The sequence below is a fragment of the Rathayibacter sp. VKM Ac-2928 genome (assembly GCF_022815545.1).
Taxonomy (GTDB): domain Bacteria; phylum Actinomycetota; class Actinomycetes; order Actinomycetales; family Microbacteriaceae; genus Rathayibacter; species Rathayibacter festucae.
This window is the reverse complement of the sequence record NZ_JALGRU010000001.1, coordinates 782,940-803,028: the sequence shown is the minus strand read 5'-3', so window position 1 is coordinate 803,028 and position 20,089 is coordinate 782,940. Positions and strand designations below refer to the sequence as shown.

Sequence of the window (20,089 nt, the reverse complement as noted above, 5' to 3'; positions counted from 1 at the left end):
CCTCATCGGACCCCTGAACGGCCCTGGGAACTCCTTCCTGAGCGGCCACCGGCCGCATCAGTACCCGGCGAAGGCGTCGGTGCGGACCTTCTTCGCACCGGCCGAGCGGAGGGCGCCGCGGACGGAGTCGACGAACGCGGGCGAGCCGGAGACGAACCCGACCCGGCGCGGCGCGTCGGGCACGGCGTCCGCGAGGCGCTCCGCCGTGATCCGTCCGACGACGTGCGACCAGCCCTCGGGCAGCCGATCCGGCGCTTCGGGCGAGACCAGCACGACGCGGGCCCCGGAGGCGCGGAGGAGTTCGCGGTACGCCACGTCCTCCAGCCGGGCGGCCGCGTAGACGACGACCACGTCGCGCTCCGGTCCGGCCGCGATCGCCCTCAGCTGGCTCGCGAACGGCGTGAAGCCGATGCCGCCCGCGACCAGGAGCAGCGGTGTCGCCGGGTCGGCCGGCAGCACGAAGTCGCCGCCGACGCTCGTGGCGCGGACCACGGCACCGGGCTCGAGACCGGCGAGCGCCCGCTTGAAGCTGCTCGCCTTCTCGGGCAGCCGCATGGCCACGGCGATCTCGCCGTCGGCGGGAGCGGAGGCGATGGAGAAGGTGCGACGGCTCCCCCGGCCGTCGGAGCGGTGCGGCACGTCGAGCTCGAGCCACTGGCCCGCCTCGAAGCGCACCGGCGTCCGCGAGGCGAAGCGGTACTCCGTGATGCCCGGAGCGATGACGCTCGAGGAGCGCAGCTCCAGCGACAGCCGCCGGCGCTGGCCGAAGAAGAACGCGATCGCGTTGCCCGCGACGAGGCCGAGCTCCGGGCTGGCGTGCAGCGGTCCGAGCGAGAACGGGACCGTCGTGAGCAGAGCCGCGACGACGGCCACGATCAGCTGCTGGGAGCGGCGCGGGGCGAGGGTCAGCGGCTCGGTCAGCATGAAGGCGCCGGCGAAGACGAACGGGTACGCGGTCAGGACCAGCGACAGCGCGGCTCCGGGCTCCTGTCCGTTCATCACCGAGTTGAGCACGGAGACGGTTCCGGCGACCGCGATGAAGACGACGACGATCGCCCAGCGGCGCACCCGTGCGACGACGACGAGCGCGCCGAGCAGCACCCACGGCCAGAGCGCGCCGGTGGGCAGCGCCCAGGCCGCGGCGGTCAGCGAGCCCGCGAACGGGGTGTCCTGCAGCAGGCCCTGCGCGATGCCGACGATCAGCACCGCGACGGCGGCCGGGTTGAAGAGGTGGCGCCCGCGCCAGACCAGCACGTACTTCGAGGCGGCGGCGATCAGGCCGATCAGCGCCACGACGAGCAGCGCGCGCGGCTCCGAGGTCGGGAAGAGGAGGAACGCGATCAGCAGTCCGGTCACCAGCGAGGACTCGAGGTGGGCGGGCGACCCGACCAGCCGGGCGATCAGCCAGGTCGCCCCGGTCGTCGAGACGATCGCCACGACCGCGGTCGCCGCGATCTCGATCGGTGTGAAGAAGATCAGCCCGGCGGCGGAGTAGCCGAGCGCGACCACGAGGAGCGCGGCGAGCGTCAGCCAGACCAGCCGGTACATGGTGATGCGACCGAGGGCGCGATCGAGGGTGCCGATCATCAGAAGACCTCTCCGGGGAAGCGGGGCGAGTAGTGCAGGCCGCCGGCGCTGAGCACGCGGACGAACTCGAAGTCGAAGTGCTCGGCGAGCACCTCGGGCGGGCAGACGAAGAGGGCGGTCGCGAGACCGTCGGCGACGAGGGTGCTGTCGGCGACGACCCAGGTGGCGATGACGGTGTCGACCGGGCGGCCGGTGCGGCCGTCGAGGACGTGGTGCAGCCCGTCGCCCCAGGCCCGGCGGTTGCCGGCCGAGGCGCAGAGCGCGCGCTCGCCCGGCTCGGCGACGCCGATCGCGCGACTCGCGTCGAAGGGGTGCTCGAGGCCGACGCGGTAGGCGCCGACCCCGCGGGCGCGCAGGTCGCCGCTCGCGTCGACGACGGCGCGCTCGACGCCCGCGCTCGCGAGCTCGTCCAGGACGAGGTCGACGAGCTGACCCTTGCCGGCCGCGCCGACGTCGAGCACGACTCCGGCCGCTGTGCGGAGCGTCGCTCCCCCGCCGACGCGGGCCGCGGCCCAGGACGGAGCCGGCGCGACGGGGCCGCGCGGAACCAGGGAGTAGGCCGGGTCGTAGCCGAGCTGCTCGAGGGCGTCGCCGACGAACGGCGTGACGCCGCCCCCGGTCAGCGCGAAGAGCTCGTCGTAGAGGGCGAACAGCTCGACCGCCTCCGCCGGGAAGACGTGCTCGCCGGGCTCGGTCCGAAGGCGCGAAGCGGCGGAGTCGTCGCGGAACCGCGACCAGGTGCGGTCGTAGGCCTCGATGCGCGCGCGGACCCGCTCGCGCACGAGCGCGTCCAGCGGCGCGTCCGTGTCGATCTGCCAGGTGGTGCCGATCGCTTCGAAGCGCCACGCGCTCTCGAGGACGCGCCGGGTCGCGGTCGGCGCGGCGTCAGGGTGCAGAGGTTCAGGCCGCGGCATCGGCCTTGATCGTCTCGACGGCGTCGTTGAAGCCGCCGGAGGTGAGCGAGGAGCCGGAGACCTTGGTCACGTCGAGCTCGTCGAGGCTCTTGCCGACGACCTCGCCCGAGATGCCGCTGGCGAAGCGGGTCTGGTACTCCTGGCCGGTCGGGTTCTCGGACTCGGGGGTCACCGTGACGGCGGTGACGACGCCCGACTCGAGGGTCAGCTCGACGCCGACCGACTCGTTGCCGCCGGGCGAGGTGTAGGAGCCGTCGGCCTCGTAGGTGCCGTCGGCGTAGGCGCCGGTCGCGGTGGAGCCGGTCGACGCGGAACCGGTCGACTCGGGGGCGGCGCTGGAGGTCGCGGCGGGCGCGCTGGTCGCGGCGGCGCTCGAGCCGGCGTCCTCGGTCCCGGCGGTGGCGGTGCTCGAGCAGGCGGCGAGGGCCGCGAGGGTGCCGGCTCCGGCGAGGAGGGTGAGGGCGTAGCGGACGGGAGTCGTGGTCTTCGCGGTCATGTCTGTTCTCCTGGGTGGGGGGCGGACGCGGCTGTCGTCCCCGACGCTAGGGCCGGGAGCTCGGGGGTTCCGATGAGGCGGCTGTGCGGCTCCGATGTGCGGGTCGCGGGGGGAGGCCGTCTCTCCTGTGTCAACGGGCCGGGGACGCGATCGGTTCAGTGCGGCAGGCGATGGCGGCGTTTCAGTTCAGCAGCCGTGCGACGACGCCGGGGAGCTGCTCGGCGATGTCGAGGGCCGCGATCGGCCCGCCTCCGGACGCCGCCGCGCCGGCCTGCGCGTGCAGGACGGCCGCGGCGGCGGCGACCGCCGCGAGATCCTCGTCCCCGAGCGTCGTCCCCCGGCTCTCCGCATCCGCGGCTCGGCCGGCCAGCAGCGCGCCGAGCACTCCGCCGAGGACGTCCCCGCTGCCCGCCGTGGCGAGCCAGGGCGTCGAGCCGCTGACCTCGTGGGCGGTGCTCCCGGAGACCACGTGCGTGGTGCTGCCCTTGAGCAGCACGCAGACCCCGAAGCGCTCGGCGGTGCGCCGCGCCCAGCCGCTCGCGTCGGCGGCGATCGCGGCCGCGTCGACGTCCACCCCGGCGCGCGCGAGCAGGCCGGCGAGCTCGCGGTAGTGCGGAGTGATGACCACCGGACCGCGGGCCTCGCCGATCAGGTCGAGCGCGCCCGCGTCGAGCACCACGGGGATCCCCGAGTGCAGCTGCTCGAGCAGGGCGGCGCGCTCGTCCTCCGAGCGGTCGTCCGCGCTCGTCCCGGAGCCGAGGAGCCAGGCCTGCACCCGCCCGGCCGAGGTGACGACCTCGGGGCGACGCGCCAGCACGAGGGCGGACGGCCGCTCCGGCCCGAGGTAGCGCACCATGCCGAGCCCGGTGCGCACCGCCGCCTCGACCCCGAGCACCGCCGCCCCCGGGTAGTGCTCCGACCCGGTCGCGATCCCCAGCACCCCGCGGCTGTACTTGTCGTCCTCGGCACGCGGCACCCGTACGGCCGACGCCGCCTCCGCGAGCCCGAACTCCTTCTGCCCATCCGTCATCCCGCCAGCCTAGGTCGCACCCCTGACGCCGCCCCCTGCGAGATCCGCCCGCAGCAGAACTCCGGCAGCCGCACGCCTGATGACGCGGGTCTCGATACGCCCCTGCGGGCTACTCGACCAGCATGATCATCACCACCTCACATGTGTGGTGGGACCGGGCACCATGTTGATCGAGTAGCTCGCGAAGCGGGCGTATCGAGATCCACCACCGTCAGCACCTGAGTCTGCAGTCCCGCCCTGCTGGAGACGGTGGGTCTCGATACGCCCCTGCGGGGCTACTCGACCAGCATGAAGGGCCGCCGCTGCCGCACCCGCAGCCGGCGACGCTTCCGCCGTGAAGCCCAGCCGGCGAAGCCGCTGCCCATCGCAGCCGGCGAAGCCGCTGCCCCACGCACAGCCGGCGAAGCCGCTGTCACCCACCGCAGCCGGCGAAGCCGCTGCCACCCCGCCTCGAGTCGAGGCGCGGGCCGGGGAGGTGGTGATCGCAAGGCGGAGGAGGGAGCGATACCGGCGGTATCGCGACCGACGACAACGCCGCGAGCGCCGCCTCCCCGGCCCGCGCCTCAGCGGCGGGTGGCGTCGTCGACTTCGCCGACCAACTCCTCGATGATGTCCTCGAGGAAGAGGACGCCGGTGGCGCGGCCCTGCTCGTCGAAGGCGCGCGCGAGGTGGGCGCCGGTGCGGCGCATGATCGCGAGGGCGTCCTCGAGGTCGGTGGCCTCGAAGATCGAGGCGAGCTGTCGGATCCGCTTGGCCGGGATGGGCAGGCGGAACTTGGGACCCTCGGTGTCGCCGTCGAGGTCGAGGACGTCCTTGAGGTGGATGTAGCCCTCGGGCTGCCCGTCCTCGCCGAGCACGACGTAGCGCGAGAAGCCGTGCTTCGCGACGGCGCGCTCGACGTCGGCGGGCGAGGCTCCGGCGGGGAGGCTGACGATGCCGTCGAGCGGCAGCGCCACGTCGTGCACCTTCTTCTCGGTGAACTCGAACGCGGCGAGGAGGGTGCCGTTGCTGCGCAGGGTGCCCTCGCGGGTCGACTGGTCGACGATCGTCTGCACCTCCTCGAGCGTGAAGGTGCTGTTCGCCTCGTCCTTCGGCTCGACGCGGAAGAGCCGCAGCACCCCGTTCGAGATCGCGTTGAGCGCGACGATGATCGGGCTGATCACGCGGGCGATCGCGACGAGCGGCGGCGCGAGCAGCAGCACGGCGCGATCGGGCATCGAGAAGGAGATGTTCTTCGGCACCATCTCGCCGAGCACCACGTGCAGGAACGAGACGATCACCAGGGTGATGACGAAGGCGACCGTGCCCGAGAACTCGTCCGGGATGCCGACCGCGTGCAGCGGCACCTCGAGCAGGTGGTGGATCGCCGGCTCGCTGACGTTGAGGATCAGCAGCGAGCAGACGGTGATGCCCAGCTGCGTCGTCGCCAGCATCAGGGTGGCGTGCTCCATCGCGGCGAGCGCGGTGATCGCGCTGCGGCGTCCGCTCTCGGCGAGGGGCTCGATCTGGGAGCGGCGCGCGGAGATGACCGCGAACTCCGCTCCGACGAAGAAGGCGTTCGCGGCGAGCAGCACCACGAGCCAGGCGATTCCTGCCCAGTCACTCATGGTCGGCCTCCTGGCGTCCTCGGTGCGGCCGGCCCACGTCGGCGAGCGGGTCGGGGATGCCCTCGCCCGCCGCGTCGGGGTCCGGGGTGAAGCGGAGCCGGTCGATGCGCCGGCCGTCGAGCCGCTCCACGCGGAGCGAGCCGCCCTCGACGGGCACCTCGTCGCCGACGGCGGGCAGACGGCCGAGCTCGCTCATCACGAACCCGGCGACCGTCTCGTACGGCCCCTCCTCGGGGATGACGACGCCGGCGCGGTCGCGCACCTCGTCGGGCCGCAGCATGCCGGGGAAGGTGGTCGAGCCGGGCAGCTTCACGACGTCGGGGCGCGAGCGGTCGTGCTCGTCCGCCACCTCGCCGACGAGCTCCTCGACGAGGTCCTCGAGCGTCGCGACGCCCGCCGTTCCGCCGTACTCGTCGACGACGACCGCGAGCTGGAAGCCGCGACCGCGCAGCTCGGTGAGCAGCACGTCGAGCTTCATCGTCTCGGGCACGCGGAGCGGCTCCGAGCGCAGGGCGGTGACGGGCACCTCGGAGCGCTTGCCGCGCGGTACCGCGACCGCCTGCTTGACGTGCACGACGCCGACGATGTCGTCGATGTCGTCGTCCGTGATCGGGAAGCGCGAGAGGCCGGTGGTCCGGGCGAGGTCGAGGACGTCCTGGGCGGTGCTGGAGCGCTCGAGCGTGGACAGCCGCAGCCGCGGCGTCATCACGTCGCCCGCGGAGAGCGCGGAGAAGCGGAGGGTGCGCCCGAGCAGGTCGGCCGTGTCCTCCTCGAGCAGTCCGGCGCTCGCGGAGTGGCGCACCAGGCTCGAGAGCTCCTCGGCGCTGCGGGCGCCCGAGAGCTCCTCCTTCGGCTCGATGCCGGCCAGGCGGAGCAGGGCGTTGGCGCTGCCGTTGAGCAGTGCGACGGCGGGGCGGAAGACGGTCGTGAACGCGGTCTGGATCGGCACGACCAGCTTCGCCGTCGCCCGCGGCAGCGCCAGCGCGAAGTTCTTCGGCACCAGCTCGCCGAGGATCATCGACAGCAGCGTCGCGATGACGATCGCGAGCACCGTCATGATCGGCGTCAGCACCTCGTCCGGGATCCCGAGACCGCCGAACGGCACCCGCAGCAGGGTCGAGAGCGCCGGCTCCATCGTGTAGCCGGTCAGCAGCGTCGTCAGCGTGATGCCGAGCTGCGCGCTGGAGAGGTGCGTCGAGGTGACGCGGAGGGCGGCGATCGTCATGCCGAGGCGGGTCTCGCCGCGGTCGCGGCGGGCCTCGAGATCGGCGCGGTCGAGGTTGACCAGCGCGAACTCGCTGGCGACGAACACGCCGGTGCCGAGTGTCAGCAGCAGGCCGACGCCGAGCAGGAGCCACTCAGTGCCCACGGGGATCACCCCCGGTCAGCGGAAGCGGGAGCGGCTGCAGGATCGAGCCCGAGGGGATCGGGGAGATCCGGACGAGCCGGTGCGAGGGCGGATGCGCAGAAGGGGGGTCGTCCATTGTGGCGTCGAGTCTAGCGGCAGCCCGGCGCCGGCAGGGCCGCTCTCAGAGCCACTTCTTGCGCTTGAACACGGCGTAGAGCGCGAAGCCGAAGACCAGCATCAGCCCGATCGCCCACGGGTAGCCGAGCCGCCAGTGCAGCTCCGGCATGTCGTCGAAGTTCATGCCGTAGATGCCCGCGACGAGCGTCGGCGCGAACAGGATCGCGGCCCAGGACGATATCTTCCGCACCACGTCGTTCTGGGCCAGCCCGGTCTCGGTCTGCCGCCGCGAGACCAGCGTCGAGTGCACGGTCAGCGCCTTGTCCAGGATCGCCCGCAGCGCGTCGACGGCCTCCGTCACCCGGATGGTGTGGTCGAGCACGTCGCGGAGCGAGCGGTGCAGCTCGACGTGGTCGAGCGTCGCGTCGGCGCCCGGGGCCGCGTCCGGCGCCTCGGCGAGCTCGCGCAGCAGCGCCGTCAGCGGCTGCACCGAGCGCTGGAAGTGGATGACCTCGCGGGAGAGCCGGTAGATGCGCTCCGAGAGCCCGTCGTCCGAGCCGTCGCCGAAGAGCTGGTCCTCGATCTCGTCGACGTCGCCCTGGACGCCGTGCACCACCGGCGCGTACTCGTCGACGACCTGGTCGAGGATCGCGTAGAGCACCGCCTCCGGTCCGCGGGAGAGCAGCGACGGGTCCCCCTCGAGCCGCTTGCGCACCGCCGCGAGATCCGGCGAGTCCGCGTGCCGGATGGTGACCACGAAGTCGGGGCCCACGAACACGTGCAGCTCGCCGAAGACGACCGTCTCGGCGGAGTCCACGTAGCGCGCCGGTCGGAGCACCACGAAGAGCCCGTCGTCGTAGCGCTCGAGCTTCGCCCGCTGGTGGCCGCTCAGCGCGTCCTCGACGGCGAGCGGGTGCAGCCCGAACTCCTGGGCGACCGCCTCGACCTCCTCACGGCTCGGGCGGTACAGCCCGATCCAGGCCATGCCGTGCTCGTCGCGCATCAGCTCGAAGGTGTCCTCGAGCGAGTCGGGGTTCCGGATGCGGTGACCGCCGACGTACACGGCGTTGTCGACGATCGTCATGGGCTCGGTTCTAGCACGCGCGCGCCGGGCACCGGCTGACGGTCACCGGCGAGCGGTCACCAGCTGACCGGCAGCGCCTTGCCCTCCTCGTAGCCCGCCGCCGACTGCAGGCCGACCAGCGCGCGCTCGTGGAACTCGGCGACGCTGCGTGCCCCGGCGTAGGTGAAGGAGGAGCGCACGCCCGAGGTGATCATGTCGAGCAGGTCCTCGAGCGACGGGCGCAGCGGGTCGAGGTAGATCATCGACGAGGAGATGCCCTCCGCGAAGAGCCGCTTGCGGGCGAGCTCGTAGGCGTCGAGGCGGTCGAAGCGCTCCTGCACGGCCCTGGCCGAGGCCATGCCCCAGCTCTCCTTGTAGATCCGGCCGGCCGCGTCGCTGCGCAGCTCGCCCGGCGCCTCGATCGTGCCGGCGAACCAGGAGCCGATCATCACCGAGGCCGCACCGGCCGCGAGCGCGAGTGCCACGTCGCGCGGGTAGCGCACGCCGCCGTCGGCCCAGACGTGCGCGCCGAGCTCGCGGGCCCGCTCCGCCGTCTCCAGCACCGCGGAGAACTGCGGCCGCCCGACAGCGGTCATCATCCGCGTGGTGCACATCGCGCCCGGGCCGACGCCGACCTTGAGGATGTCCGCGCCCGCGTCGACGAGGTCGTGCACCGCGTCGGCGGTGACGATGTTGCCGGCCGCGATCGGCACGCCGAGCTTCAGCGCGGAGACGGTGCGCAGCGCGCGCAGCATCCCCTCCTGGTGGCCGTGCGCCGTGTCGAGCACGAGCACGTCGACGCCCGCGGCGACGAGGGCGCGCGCCTTGGCGGCGACGTCGCCGTTGATGCCGACCGCCGCGGCGATGCGGAGCCGCCCGTCGGCGTCCAGCGCGGGGTCGTAGATGGTCGAGCGCAGCGCGCCGGTGCGCGAGAGCGTGCCGACGAGCGCGCCGTGGTGCAGCACCGGGGCGAAGTCGAGGTCGGCCGCGACCATCAGGTCGAAGGCGGCGCGCGCGGTGGTGACGTCGTCGGCGTCGATCGAGGCGGAGGCGCCGTGCACGAGGTCGCCGAGCCGGGCGTCCTCCAGGGCCGTGGCGAGCCGCGCGGCGGGGACGCAGCCGAGGATCGTGCCGTCCTCCTCCTGCACCACGAAGCCGTGGCCCGCGACGGCCGGGAGGATCGCGAGCGCCTCCTCGACGGTCGTCGACGGCGAGGCGGTGAGCGCGCCCGAGAAGGCGACCGGCTGGTCCTTCACCCAGCGGATCGCCGCGTCGAGCTGCTGCAGCGGCATGTCCTGCGGGAGGACGCCGAGCCCGCCGCGCCGGGCGAGCGTCGCCGCGAGCCGGGGCCCGGTGACCGAGTTCATGTTCGAGGAGACGATCGGGATGCTGGCTCCGGTGCCGTCACCGGGGGCGAGCGACACGTCGAGCCGGCTGGTCACGGAGGACCGGCCGGGAACGAGGAAGACGTCCGAGTAGGTGAGGTCGCCGGAGGGTGTTCCACCGTAGAAGCGCATGGAGACGACGCTACTCCGGCCCGGCTGGGGACCTTCGCCGGAGGATCCGGGCTAGGCTTGACGACCGGGACGGGACCGGGCGACGACGCCCAGATGCGTGTCGGATGCGACGGTGCCGTCCGGATGATCGAGAACGAATCAACGGAGAGAGTGGGCGATCGGCTGTGTCGAGCCAGTTGACCGGAGCGGGAACAGATCAGGGCTCGGAGGACTTCGGGGCCAACGAGTGGCTGGTGGAGGAGCTGTACGAGCAGTACAGCGCCGACAAGGCCTCGGTGGACGAGTCCTGGTGGCCGATCCTCGAGCGCTACGGCAAGCAGCTCGGCGGTGCCGCACCCGCCGGCGCGGAGGCCCCCGCGGCCGCCGCCCCCGCCGCCCCGGCGAAGGCGCCCGTCGCCGAGCGCGTGTCGACGAGCGCGGGCGGAGCGGTGAGCCATCCGGCCACCTCGGCGACCAGCACGGCGAAGACCACCTCGAAGCAGCCGAAGGCGCAGCCCATCCCGGCCGACGCGCCCGTGAGCAAGCCGGCCGAGCCCGCCGCCGCCGTGGAGGAGGACGTCGTCTCCCCCCTGCGCGGCATGGCCAAGAGCCTCGCCACGAACATGGACGCGAGCCTGTCGATCCCGACGGCCACCAGCGTGCGCACCATCCCGGCGAAGCTGATGATCGACAACCGCATCGTCATCAACAACCACCTGCGCCGCACCCGCGGCGGCAAGGTGTCGTTCACCCACCTGATCGGCTGGGCGCTGATCCGCGCGCTCAAGGACTTCCCGAGCCAGAACGTCTACTACGACGAGCCGGACGGCAAGCCCTCGGTGGTCGCCCCCGCGCACATCAACCTCGGCATCGCGATCGACATGCCCAAGCCCGACGGCACCCGCGCCCTGCTCGTCCCGAGCATCAAGCGCGCCGACACGCTGAGCTTCACCGCCTACCTCGCCGCCTACGAGGACCTCGTCAAGCGCGCCCGCGGCAACAAGCTCGCGGCCGGCGACTTCGCCGGGACCACCCTCTCGCTGACCAACCCGGGCGGCATCGGCACCGTGCACTCCGTGCCCCGCCTGATGAAGGGCCAGGGCTGCATCATCGGCGCCGGCGCCCTCGAGTACCCGGCGGAGTTCCAGGGCGCGTCCGAGAAGACGCTCGTCGAGCTCGGCATCGGCAAGACGATCACGCTGACCTCGACCTACGACCACCGCGTCATCCAGGGCGCCGGCTCGGGCGAGTTCCTCAAGATCGTGCACGAGCTGCTGCTCGGCAAGCGCGGCTTCTACGAGGACATCTTCTCCGCGCTGCGCATCCCCTACGACCCGATCCACTGGTCGACCGACATCGCCGTCGACCTCGCCGAGCGGGTCTCGAAGACCTCGCGGGTGCAGGAGCTCATCAACTCCTTCCGCGTCCGCGGCCACCTGATGGCCGACGTCGACCCGCTGGAGTACGTCCAGCGCTCGCACCCGGACCTCGCCATCGAGAGCCACGGCCTCACCTTCTGGGACCTCGACCGCGAGTTCGTCACCGACGGCTTCGGCGGCTCCCGCCAGCTGAAGCTCCGCGACATCCTCGGCATCCTGCGCGACTCCTACTGCCGCACCGTCGGCGTCGAGTACATGCACATCCAGGACCCGGAGCAGCGCGCCTGGATGCAGCAGAAGCTCGAGCGCGGCTACGAGAAGCCGGGCCACGACGAGCAGCTGCGGATCCTCGGCCGCCTCAACGAGGCCGAGGCGTTCGAGACCTTCCTGCAGACCAAGTACGTCGGCCAGAAGCGCTTCTCGCTCGAGGGCGGCGAGTCGCTGATCGCGCTGCTGGACGCCGTCCTGCAGGGCGCGGCGGACGCGGACCTCGACGAGGTCGCCATCGGCATGGCCCACCGCGGCCGCCTCAACGTGCTGACCAACATCGCCGGCAAGACCTACGGCCAGATCTTCCGCGAGTTCGAGGGCACCCAGGACCCGAAGACGGTCCAGGGCTCGGGCGACGTGAAGTACCACCTCGGCACCGAGGGCACCTTCCGCGGCGCCGGCGGCGAGGAGATCCCCGTCTACCTGGCGGCGAACCCCTCGCACCTCGAGGCCGTCAACGGCGTGCTCGAGGGCATCGTCCGCGCCAAGCAGGACCGCAAGCCGATCGGCACCTTCACCACCCTGCCGATCCTCGTCCACGGCGACGCCGCGATGGCGGGCCAGGGCGTGGTCGTCGAGGGGCTCCAGATGTCCCAGCTGCGGGCGTACCGCACCGGCGGCACGATCCACATCAACATCAACAACCAGGTCGGCTTCACGACCCCGCCGCACGAGGCGCGCACCTCGATCTACTCGACCGACATGGCGAAGACGATCCAGGCGCCGATCTTCCACGTGAACGGCGACGACCCCGAGGCCGTCGTGCACGTCGGCCAGCTCGCGTTCGAGTACCGCCAGCGGTTCAACCGCGACGTGGTCATCGACCTGATCTGCTACCGCCGCCGCGGCCACAACGAGGGCGACGACCCCTCGATGACCCAGCCGCTGATGTACAGCCTGATCGAGGCCAAGCGCTCGGTGCGCAAGCTGTACACCGAGGCGCTCGTCGGTCGCGGCGACATCACCGAGGAGGAGTACGACCGGGCGCACCAGGACTTCCAGGACCGCCTCGAGCGCGCCTTCGCCGAGACGCACGCCGCGCAGACCGGTGCGATCCCGGTGATCAGCGCCGACGGCGACTCCGTGGCCGACCTCGAGCTGCCGGACGCCCAGCAGGGCGAGGACTACCCGGGCGAGCCCGAGGTGACCGGCGTCAAGGCCGAGGTGGTCACCCGCATCGGCGACGCGTTCACCTCGCCGCCCGAGGGCTTCACCGTGCACCCGAAGCTGCAGCAGCTCCTCACCAAGCGCCAGGAGATGAGCCGCTCCGGCTCGATCGACTGGGCCTTCGGCGAGCTGCTCGCGCTGGGCTCGCTGCTGCTCGAGGACACCCCGGTGCGCCTCGTCGGCCAGGACACCCGCCGCGGGACGTTCGTCCAGCGCCACGCGGTGCTGCACGACCGCGAGAACGGCCAGGAGTGGCTGCCGCTGATGAACCTGTCGGACTCGCAGGCCCGTCTGTGGATCTACGACTCGCTGCTCTCGGAGTACGCCGCGATGGCGTTCGAGTACGGCTACTCGGTCGAGCGCCCCGACTCGCTCGTGCTCTGGGAGGCGCAGTTCGGCGACTTCGCGAACGGCGCCCAGATCGTCATCGACGAGTTCATCTCCTCCGCCGAGCAGAAGTGGGGCCAGCGCTCGTCGCTCGTGCTCCTGCTCCCGCACGGCTACGAGGGCCAGGGCCCGGACCACTCCTCCGCCCGCATCGAGCGCTACCTGCAGATGTGCGCGGAGCGGAACATGACCGTCGCGCGTCCGTCGACCCCGGCGTCGTACTTCCACCTGCTGCGCCGCCAGGCGTACTCGCGGCCGCGCCGCCCGCTGGTGGTCTTCACGCCGAAGGCCATGCTGCGCCTGCGCGGGGCGTCGAGCCCGGTCGAGGACTTCACCTCGGGCCGCTTCGAGCCCGTGATCGACGACGCTCGCGTCCAGGACGCGTCGGCCGTGACCCGGGTGCTCCTGCACGCCGGCAAGGTGCACTACGACCTCAAGGCCGAGCTGGAGAAGAAGCCGGACGACGGCATCGCGCTGGTGCGCGTCGAGCAGTACTACCCGGCGCCGATCGAGGAGCTGCGCGCGATCGCCGCGCGCTACCCGGACGCGGAGTTCGTCTGGGTGCAGGACGAGCCCGAGAACCAGGGCGCCTGGCCGTTCATCGCGCTGAACGTCGCTCCGCAGCTGGACCGGCCGATCCGCGTCGTCTCGCGCCCGGCCGCGGCCTCCCCCGCCGCGGGCTCGGCGAAGCGGCACGCCTCCGAGCAGGCCGACCTGCTGGGCCGGGCGCTGCAGCGCTGACCGCCCGACCGGAGCCGCCCCCTCGGCGGCGGCTCCGGCTCGCCGCATCGAGTCCGGCTCGTCGGAATCCTCGGATCCGGCGCGCCGGACGTCGTTCTGCGAGCCGGATTTCGGCGACCTCTCGCCTCACGAGAGTCCGGCTCGCGGAAAGACCTCCGGCTCGCCGGAACGGATGGCTCCTGCGAGCCGCGCGCGTTCCGACGAGCCGGAGGTCGTCGAGCAGGGAGTGCGGAGCGCTAGACCCGCGCCGGAGCCGCCGCGTGGCTCGCCTGCGCATCGCGCAGCATGCCGAGCACCTGGGCGCGGAGGTCCTCCGGCGCCGTCTCCTTGCACGCGCGCTGCACGGCGACGGTCAGCACGACGCCGACCTTCGCCTCACCGGAGCAGTCGGGGCAGTTCGCCATGTGCTCGCGGATGTCGGCGGCGTCCTCCTTGCACAGCTCGTTGTGGAGGTACTCCTCGAGCTCGGCCTTCGCCTTCGTGCAGCCGCAGTCGGTCATTTCGTGCTCCCGGTGGTGAAAGCGGCGCGGATCCCGCGCTCGCGTGCGTAGTCGGTGAGTCGTTCGCGCAGCATGCGCCGGCCGCGGTGCAGCCGGCTCATCACGGTCCCGACGGGGGTCTTCATGATGTCGGCGATCTCCTGGTACGAGAACCCTTCGACATCGGCGAAGTAGACGGCGAGCCGGAAGTCCTCCGGGATCGCCTGCAGGGCCTCCTTGACGGCGGTGTCGGGGAGGTGGTCGATCGCCTCGGCCTCGGCCGAGCGGCTCGAGGTGGCGGTGGTCGACTCGGCGCCGCCCAGCTGCCAGTCCTCGAGCTCGTCGATCGCGCTCTGGTACGGCTCGCGCTGCTTCTTGCGGTACGAGTTGATGAACGTGTTGGTGAGGATGCGGTAGAGCCACGCTTTGAGGTTCGTGCCCTGCTCGAACTGCTTGAACGCGCCGAACGCCTTCGCGAACGTCTCCTGGACGAGGTCCTGGGCGTCGGAGGGGTTCTTGGTCATCCGCAGGCCGGCCGCGTAGAGCTGGTCGATGAAGGGCAGCGCCTGCTGCTCGAACAGCGCGCGGAGGTCGACCGGAGCGTCGGGAGCGGCGTCGTCGAGAGCCTCCTCGACGGTCTCCTCGATCGTCTCGGTCTCCTCGGTCGCCTGCGCCTCGTCGGCGGTGCTGGGGCGTGTGCTGTCGTCGCGAGTCATCACACGCGATTCTAGGCCGCGGCGCCGGGAGGCGGCCTGCCGGGCCGGCCGGGGTCGCACGAGGTCGATCGTCGCCGTCATGCCTCGCCTCCCGCCTGATCCTGCCGTCGGTCCGTTCGCCGACTACTCTGACAACCGATGGTCTTCTCGCGTTATTCCGCTCCCGAGTTCGATCCGTACGGCGACGCCCGCGCGCTCCCCGGCGAGGAGGACTGGTCCGCGCCGTCCGCCGTCGGCGCCCTCGACGCCGTGGTCGAGCTGCCCGGCTCCAAGTCGCTGACGAACCGCGAGCTCGTCCTCGCCGCTCTGGCCGACGCTCCGTCCGTGCTGCGGGCGCCGCTGCACTCGCGTGACAGCGCCCTGATGATCGAGGGCCTGCGCTCGCTCGGCACGACGATCCGCGAGGAGGGGGGAACCGGCTCCTTCGGCGCCGATCTCGTCGTCGGGCCGGCCGAGGAGCTCTTCGGCTCCACGACGATCGACTGCGGCCTGGCCGGCACCGTGATGCGCTTCCTGCCGCCCCTGGCCGGGCTGGCGCTCGGGCCCACCACCTTCGACGGCGACGCCTACGCCTACAAGCGGCCGATGGGCGCGACCATCGCCTCCCTCCGCTCGCTCGGCGTCGACGTGGCGGACGACGGGCGCGGCTCGCTCCCCTTCACCGTGCACGGCTCCGGCTCGATCCGCGGCGGCGACGCCGTGGTCGACGCAACCCGCTCGAGCCAGTTCGTCTCGGCCCTGCTCCTCGCCGGGGCCCGGTTCGACGAGGGCCTGCGCCTGACGCACGAGGGCGGCGCGCTGCCGAGCCAGCCGCACATCGACATGACGATCGCCGCCCTCGCGGCCCGCGGCGTGAGCGTCGACGCCTCGACACCCGGCACCTGGACGATCGCGCCGCAGCGGATCGCCGGTGCCGAGGTCCTGATCGAGCCCGACCTCTCCAACGCCGCGCCGTTCCTGGCCGCCGCACTCGTCACCGGCGGCACCGTCCGCCTCCGGCACTGGCCGGCCGAGACCACCCAGGTCGGCGCGCACCTCGAGCGGATCCTGCCGATGTTCGGCGCGAGCGTCGAGCGCGACGGCGAGGACCTCGTCGTCCGCGGCGGGAACGAGATCCTCGGCGTCGAGCTCGACCTCTCGGAGGGCGGCGAGCTCGCCCCCGCGCTCGCGGCCCTCGCCGCGCTTGCGAGCGGCCCGAGCACGCTGACCGGCATCGGTCACATCCGCCACCACGAGACCGACCGCCTCGCCGCCCTCGCCGCCGAGATCAACGGCCTCGGCGGCTCCGTCACCGAGCTGGAGGACGGACTGCGGATCGAGCCCGCGCCGCTGCACGGCGGCCGCTGGCGCACCTACTCCGATCACCGCATGGCCCACGCCGGTGCGCTGATCGGCCTGGTCGTCCCCGGCGTCGCGATCGAGGACATCGCGACGACCTCGAAGACCCTGCCGCAGTTCCCCGAGCTCTGGACCACACTCGCGGGCGGGGTCTGACCCGTGTCGTGGTGGACGGACAGCGGCCTCGACGCCGACGGAGTGCTCGACGACTTCGACGGCTACGACGAGTCGGACGCGCGAGTGCGGCCGAACCCCAAGGGCACCAAGCCGCGGACGAAGAACCGGCCGGCCTACGAGGACGCCGAGATCGCGATGGTCCTCGGTGTCGACCGCGGCCGCTACACCGTGATGATCGGCGACGGCACCCCGGAGGAGCACGAGTTCACGGCGGCGCGGGCCCGCGAGCTGCGCAAGCAGGCGATCGTCCCCGGTGACCGCGTCGACGTGGTCGGCGACTCCAGCGGCGACGAGGGCACCCTCGCCCGCATCGTCCGGATCCGCGAGCGATCGACGCTGCTGCGCCGCAGCGCCGACGACACCGACGCGATCGAGCGGGTGATCGTCGCCAACGCCGACCAGATGGTGTGCGTGGTGGCCGCCGCCGATCCGGAGCCGCGAACCCGGCTGGTCGACCGCTACCTGGTCGCCGCCTTCGACGCCGGGATCACCCCGATGCTCTGCATCACCAAGACCGACCTGGCGGACCCGGCGCCGTTCCTGCGCAACTTCGAGGGCCTCGACCTCCGCGTCTTCCTCTCCAGCCAGGACGAGCCGCCCGTCGACGAGATCGCCGAGGCGCTGCTCGGCCACGAGACCGTCGTGGTGGGCCACTCCGGAGTCGGCAAGTCGACGCTCGTGAACAAGCTCGTCCCCGACGCGCACCGGGCGATCGGCCGGGTGAACACGGTGACCGGGCGCGGCCGGCACACCTCCTCCTCCACCGTCTCGCTGCGCGTCGAGCGCGGCGACCGGCACGGCTGGGTGATCGACACCCCGGGCGTGCGCTCCTTCGGCCTCGGCCACGTGAACACCGACAACATCCTCGGCGCCTTCACGACGCTCGCCGTGCTCGCCGAGGACTGCCCGCGCGGCTGCACGCACCTCCCCGACTCCCCCGACTGCGCGATCATCGAGGCCGTCGAGGGCGGGCTGCTCGGCGCGAGCGGGCCGGAGCGCCTCGACTCGCTCCAGCGCCTCCTGACCACCTTCGCCACCACCGACGGAAGCAGACGATGACCGACACCGCTCTCCCCCCGATCCCCGCCGACGAGCGCCTCGCCGCGGGCGACACCGCCCCCGACTTCACGCTGCCGGACCAGGACGGCTCCCCGGTCGCCCTCGAGGGCCTGCGCGGCCGCCGCGTCATCCTCTTCTTCTACCCGCAGGCCGACACCCCCGGCTGCACCACCGAGGCGTGCGACTTCCGCGACAGCACCGCGGCCCTGCAGGCGGCCGGCTACGAGGTGCTCGGCGTCTCGCGCGACACCCCTGAGGCGCTGCGCCGCTGGGCCGACGAGCACGGCCTCGCGTACCCGCTGCTGAGCGACCCGGACATGAGCGTGCACCGCGCCTACGGCGTCTGGGGCGAGAAGAACAGCTACGGCAAGACGGTCGTCGGCGTGCTCCGGTCGACCTTCGTCGTCGGCCCCGAGGGCGCCCTCGAGTTCGCCCAGTACAACGTGCGCGCCACCGGCCACGTGCAGGCGCTGCGCAAGAAGCTCAAGCTGGCCTGACCCGCCGCGCCTCTCTACGCCGCGCTTCGACCAATCGGCCGGGGCCGCGGATCGCCCATGCTGATCGAGGAGCCCGCGCAGCGGGCGTCTCGAGATCCGCCGAGGGCTAGAAGCCCTCGTTGAAGCGAGGGGCGTAGTCGGCGCCGAGGGCGTCGAGCTCGTCGGCCGTCAGCTCGACGTCGACGGAGGCGACCGCGTCCTCGAGGTGCTGCATCTTCGTCGCGCCGACGATCGGCGCGGTGACCGCCTCCTGCTGGCGCACCCAGGCGAGGGCGACCTGCGCGCGCGGGACGCCGCGCTCGGCAGCGATGCGCTCGACGGTGCCCGCCGTGCGGCGGTCGGCCTCCTCCTGCTGGTGGTAGAGCGTCTTGCCGTAGAGATCGGTCTCGGTGCGCGACGTGGTCGCGTCCCAGTCGCGGGTGAGGCGCCCGCGGGCCAGCGGCGACCACGGGATCACGCCGACGCCCTGGTCGAGGCAGAACGGGTGCAGCTCGCGCTCGTCCTCGCGCTGGATCAGGTTGTACTGGTCCTGCATCGAGACGAAGCGGGTCCAGCCGCCGAGGTCGGCCGTGTACTGCGCCTTCGCGAACTGCCACGCCCACATGCTCGACGCGCCGATGTAGCGCGCCTTGCCGGAGCGGACGACGTCGTGCAGGGTCTCCATCGTCTCCTCGATCGGGACCTGCGGGTCCCAGCGGTGGATCTGGTAGAGGTCGACGTAGTCGGTGCCGAGGCGGCGGAGGCTGTCGTCGATCGCGCTGAGGATGTGCCGGCGCGAGAGCCCGCCACCGTTCGCGCCCGGGCGCATCGTGCCGTGCACCTTGGTCGCGATGACGACCTCCTCACGCACGGCGAAGTCCGCGAGAGCGCGGCCGACGAACTCCTCGCTCGTGCCGTCGGAGTAGACGTCGGCGGTGTCGAACGTGGTGATGCCGAGCTCGAGCGCCCGGCGGAGGAAGGGCCGCGACTCCTCCTCCCCCATGCTCCAGCCGTGCGCACCGCGGTCGGGCGCGCCGAAGCTCATGCAGCCGAGGATGATCGGGGAGACCTGGAGGCCGCTGAGGCCGAGTCGGGTGGAGTCCATCCTCCGACGCTAGCCCAGTGGCGCCGGCGCGGGGCGGCCGGCTCGGTGACGCTAGCCCAGCCCGGGGTCGCGGCGGGTGGCGGCGACCGTGCTCGGCAGGAAGAGCAGCACCACGGCCAGCAGGGCCGGCGCCAGCAGCGCCCAGCCGATGTCCGGCACGGCGTACTGCCCCTGGAACGCGCCGAGGGCGACGGCCATCATCACCAGCTGGATCGTCAGGGCGGAGGCGCGGATCCAGCTGCGGCACCGGGCGGTTCCGACTGTCGTCGCGGCGACCCAGGCCAGGGCGATGACGGAGAGCACGACGATCGCGATCCCGCCGCCGATCGAGCCGGCCCGGGTGGTGAGGAGCTCGATCACGAGCCACCCCGTGATGCACGCCACGGCAGCGGTCTCCAGCGCCAGAACGGCGACCAGGAGGAGCAGGCCGAGGGGCCGCCGGCCGCTTCCCGGCCTGGTCGGAGGCCGGTTCCCGTCCATGATCACAGCTGCATCCCATCCAGCACTCTTGATTCGAGCCTGCCTCCGTGACAGGCTAGTGCAGTTCGTTTCACCGCTCACAGGGTCGTGGGTTACCGCCGATGTGAACACCCCGATCCTGCCGTGCCGAGAGGCATGCGTGCGAGCGGGGCGATCTATCGGGAAGAACCGAGCACCGTCCGGTCCCGCACCCGAACCGCCTTGCGCAGCTGCGCAGGGTCTCGTGGCGTGCGCCGGTTCGGGCGCCCGGTGCATACCGATGGTCCAGGCCGTCGGTGTGACTCGATCATCCCACCCGAACACTGCGTGGTTCCTCCACGCACGCTGTCACACAAGGAGCACCCGCATGGACTGGCGCGACAAGGCCGCTTGCCTCACCGCTGACCCCGAGCTTTTCTTCCCGGTCGGCAACACCGGACCCGCGGTCGACCAGATCGAGAAGGCGAAGACCGTCTGCGGTCGCTGCACCGTCACCGAGGTCTGCCTGCAGTACGCCCTCGAGACCGGTCAGGACTCGGGCGTCTGGGGCGGCCTCAGCGAGGACGAGCGCCGCGCCCTCAAGCGCCGCGCCGCCCGCGCCCGCCGCGCCTCGTAGCGCCGGCACCGGGACCACCCGGCACCGCACGACCCCGACCCCCGCTCGCCCTCCGGCAGCGG

At 72.5% G+C, this 20,089-nt stretch carries 17 protein-coding genes; 5 read left to right on the top strand and 12 right to left on the bottom strand.

Annotated elements, in window-relative coordinates:
• Positions 1–57: 57 nt before the first annotated feature.
• The 8 genes from MT350_RS03820 to MT350_RS03785 all read right to left on the bottom strand — a co-directional run bounded on the left by MT350_RS03820 (position 58) and on the right by MT350_RS03785 (position 9,679).
• Entirely contained in the window at positions 58–1,587 is a 1,530-nt protein-coding gene (locus MT350_RS03820) for an oxidoreductase (RefSeq protein ID WP_243598877.1), read from the bottom strand.
• Positions 1,587–2,501: an FAD:protein FMN transferase gene (locus tag MT350_RS03815; RefSeq protein WP_243598876.1), complete on the bottom strand. Its 915-nt coding sequence runs from the start codon at positions 2,499–2,501 to the stop codon at positions 1,587–1,589. Before MT350_RS03815 ends, MT350_RS03820 begins: the two co-directional genes overlap by 1 nt.
• Positions 2,488–2,997 (bottom strand): FMN-binding protein, encoded by a 510-nt coding sequence (locus tag MT350_RS03810; protein WP_132435822.1) that lies wholly within the window; start codon positions 2,995–2,997, stop codon positions 2,488–2,490. Before MT350_RS03810 ends, MT350_RS03815 begins: the two co-directional genes overlap by 14 nt.
• A 181-nt stretch (positions 2,998–3,178) precedes the next feature.
• A complete protein-coding gene (locus tag MT350_RS03805) occupies positions 3,179–4,027 on the bottom strand; it encodes an ADP/ATP-dependent (S)-NAD(P)H-hydrate dehydratase (RefSeq protein ID WP_243598875.1) in 849 nt (282 codons plus the stop codon).
• Between the two features lie 563 nt (positions 4,028–4,590).
• Positions 4,591–5,634, bottom strand: a complete 1,044-nt coding sequence (locus tag MT350_RS03800) for a hemolysin family protein (protein ID WP_123444413.1) — start codon at positions 5,632–5,634, stop codon at positions 4,591–4,593.
• Entirely contained in the window at positions 5,627–7,003 is a 1,377-nt protein-coding gene (locus MT350_RS03795) for a hemolysin family protein (protein ID WP_243582421.1), read from the bottom strand. The genes MT350_RS03800 and MT350_RS03795 overlap by 8 nt, the downstream gene beginning before the upstream one ends.
• A 160-nt stretch (positions 7,004–7,163) precedes the next feature.
• A complete protein-coding gene (gene corA, locus MT350_RS03790; protein WP_243615406.1) occupies positions 7,164–8,183 on the bottom strand; it encodes a magnesium/cobalt transporter CorA in 1,020 nt (339 codons plus the stop codon).
• 56 nt (positions 8,184–8,239) lie between these two features.
• Positions 8,240–9,679 (bottom strand): GuaB1 family IMP dehydrogenase-related protein, encoded by a 1,440-nt coding sequence (locus MT350_RS03785; RefSeq protein ID WP_243615405.1) that lies wholly within the window; start codon positions 9,677–9,679, stop codon positions 8,240–8,242.
• Positions 9,680–9,843: 164 nt separating this feature from the next.
• On the opposite strand from MT350_RS03785, the gene MT350_RS03780 reads away from it, so the two are divergent.
• On the top strand, positions 9,844–13,602 hold the full coding sequence (locus MT350_RS03780; protein WP_185019933.1) for a multifunctional oxoglutarate decarboxylase/oxoglutarate dehydrogenase thiamine pyrophosphate-binding subunit/dihydrolipoyllysine-residue succinyltransferase subunit: 3,759 nt from the start codon (positions 9,844–9,846) through the stop codon (positions 13,600–13,602).
• 236 nt (positions 13,603–13,838) lie between these two features.
• On the opposite strand, the gene MT350_RS03775 is transcribed toward MT350_RS03780, so the two are convergent.
• Together MT350_RS03775 and MT350_RS03770 are read right to left on the bottom strand one after the other, a co-directional pair.
• Positions 13,839–14,102 carry a zf-HC2 domain-containing protein gene (locus MT350_RS03775; protein WP_123444408.1) on the bottom strand — a complete coding sequence of 88 codons (264 nt, stop codon included), beginning with the start codon at positions 14,100–14,102 and terminating at the stop codon, positions 13,839–13,841.
• Entirely contained in the window at positions 14,099–14,797 is a 699-nt protein-coding gene (locus tag MT350_RS03770; RefSeq protein WP_123444430.1) for a sigma-70 family RNA polymerase sigma factor, read from the bottom strand. Before MT350_RS03770 ends, MT350_RS03775 begins: the two co-directional genes overlap by 4 nt.
• Positions 14,798–14,935: 138 nt before the next feature.
• Here MT350_RS03770 and aroA point away from each other — a divergent pair, with 138 nt between their 5' ends.
• Genes aroA through bcp form a run of 3 tightly spaced genes read left to right on the top strand, consistent with a single transcriptional unit; the run spans position 14,936 to position 17,868 of the window.
• Entirely contained in the window at positions 14,936–16,291 is a 1,356-nt protein-coding gene (aroA, locus tag MT350_RS03765; RefSeq protein WP_243598872.1) for a 3-phosphoshikimate 1-carboxyvinyltransferase, read from the top strand.
• 3 nt (positions 16,292–16,294) lie between these two features.
• On the top strand, positions 16,295–17,371 hold the full coding sequence (rsgA, locus tag MT350_RS03760; RefSeq protein ID WP_173250401.1) for a ribosome small subunit-dependent GTPase A: 1,077 nt from the start codon (positions 16,295–16,297) through the stop codon (positions 17,369–17,371).
• Positions 17,368–17,868, top strand: coding sequence for a thioredoxin-dependent thiol peroxidase (bcp, locus tag MT350_RS03755; protein WP_243598871.1), 501 nt, complete (start codon positions 17,368–17,370; stop codon positions 17,866–17,868). The genes rsgA and bcp overlap by 4 nt, the downstream gene beginning before the upstream one ends.
• A 106-nt stretch (positions 17,869–17,974) precedes the next feature.
• Here bcp and MT350_RS03750 read toward each other — a convergent pair whose 3' ends face one another.
• Complete coding sequence (locus MT350_RS03750; protein ID WP_132435829.1) at positions 17,975–18,952, bottom strand: aldo/keto reductase; 978 nt, start codon at positions 18,950–18,952, stop codon at positions 17,975–17,977.
• A 51-nt stretch (positions 18,953–19,003) separates the two neighbouring features.
• On the bottom strand, positions 19,004–19,312 hold the full coding sequence (locus MT350_RS03745) for a hypothetical protein (RefSeq protein ID WP_243598870.1): 309 nt from the start codon (positions 19,310–19,312) through the stop codon (positions 19,004–19,006).
• Between the two features lie 466 nt (positions 19,313–19,778).
• Here MT350_RS03745 and MT350_RS03740 point away from each other — a divergent pair, with 466 nt between their 5' ends.
• The gene (locus tag MT350_RS03740; protein WP_056045195.1) at positions 19,779–20,027 is read left to right on the top strand and encodes a WhiB family transcriptional regulator; all 249 of its coding nucleotides are present in this window, start codon (positions 19,779–19,781) and stop codon (positions 20,025–20,027) included.
• Positions 20,028–20,089: the final 62 nt, after the last annotated feature.

Excerpts from the sequence above, each read along its gene's own strand:
- MT350_RS03820 (WP_243598877.1), bottom strand. The coding sequence starts at position 1,587 with ATGATCGGCACCCTCGATCGCGCCCTCGGTCGCATCACCATGTACCGG.
- MT350_RS03815 (WP_243598876.1), bottom strand. The coding sequence starts at position 2,501 with ATGCCGCGGCCTGAACCTCTGCACCCTGACGCCGCGCCGACCGCGACC.
- MT350_RS03810 (WP_132435822.1), bottom strand. The coding sequence starts at position 2,997 with ATGACCGCGAAGACCACGACTCCCGTCCGCTACGCCCTCACCCTCCTC.
- MT350_RS03805 (WP_243598875.1), bottom strand. The coding sequence starts at position 4,027 with ATGACGGATGGGCAGAAGGAGTTCGGGCTCGCGGAGGCGGCGTCGGCC.
- MT350_RS03800 (WP_123444413.1), bottom strand. The coding sequence starts at position 5,634 with ATGAGTGACTGGGCAGGAATCGCCTGGCTCGTGGTGCTGCTCGCCGCG.
- corA (WP_243615406.1), bottom strand. The coding sequence starts at position 8,183 with ATGACGATCGTCGACAACGCCGTGTACGTCGGCGGTCACCGCATCCGG.
- MT350_RS03785 (WP_243615405.1), bottom strand. The coding sequence starts at position 9,679 with ATGCGCTTCTACGGTGGAACACCCTCCGGCGACCTCACCTACTCGGAC.
- MT350_RS03775 (WP_123444408.1), bottom strand. The coding sequence starts at position 14,102 with ATGACCGACTGCGGCTGCACGAAGGCGAAGGCCGAGCTCGAGGAGTAC.
- MT350_RS03770 (WP_123444430.1), bottom strand. The coding sequence starts at position 14,797 with ATGACTCGCGACGACAGCACACGCCCCAGCACCGCCGACGAGGCGCAG.
- aroA (WP_243598872.1), top strand. The coding sequence starts at position 14,936 with ATGGTCTTCTCGCGTTATTCCGCTCCCGAGTTCGATCCGTACGGCGAC.
- bcp (WP_243598871.1), top strand. The coding sequence starts at position 17,368 with ATGACCGACACCGCTCTCCCCCCGATCCCCGCCGACGAGCGCCTCGCC.
- MT350_RS03750 (WP_132435829.1), bottom strand. The coding sequence starts at position 18,952 with ATGGACTCCACCCGACTCGGCCTCAGCGGCCTCCAGGTCTCCCCGATC.
- MT350_RS03740 (WP_056045195.1), top strand. The coding sequence starts at position 19,779 with ATGGACTGGCGCGACAAGGCCGCTTGCCTCACCGCTGACCCCGAGCTT.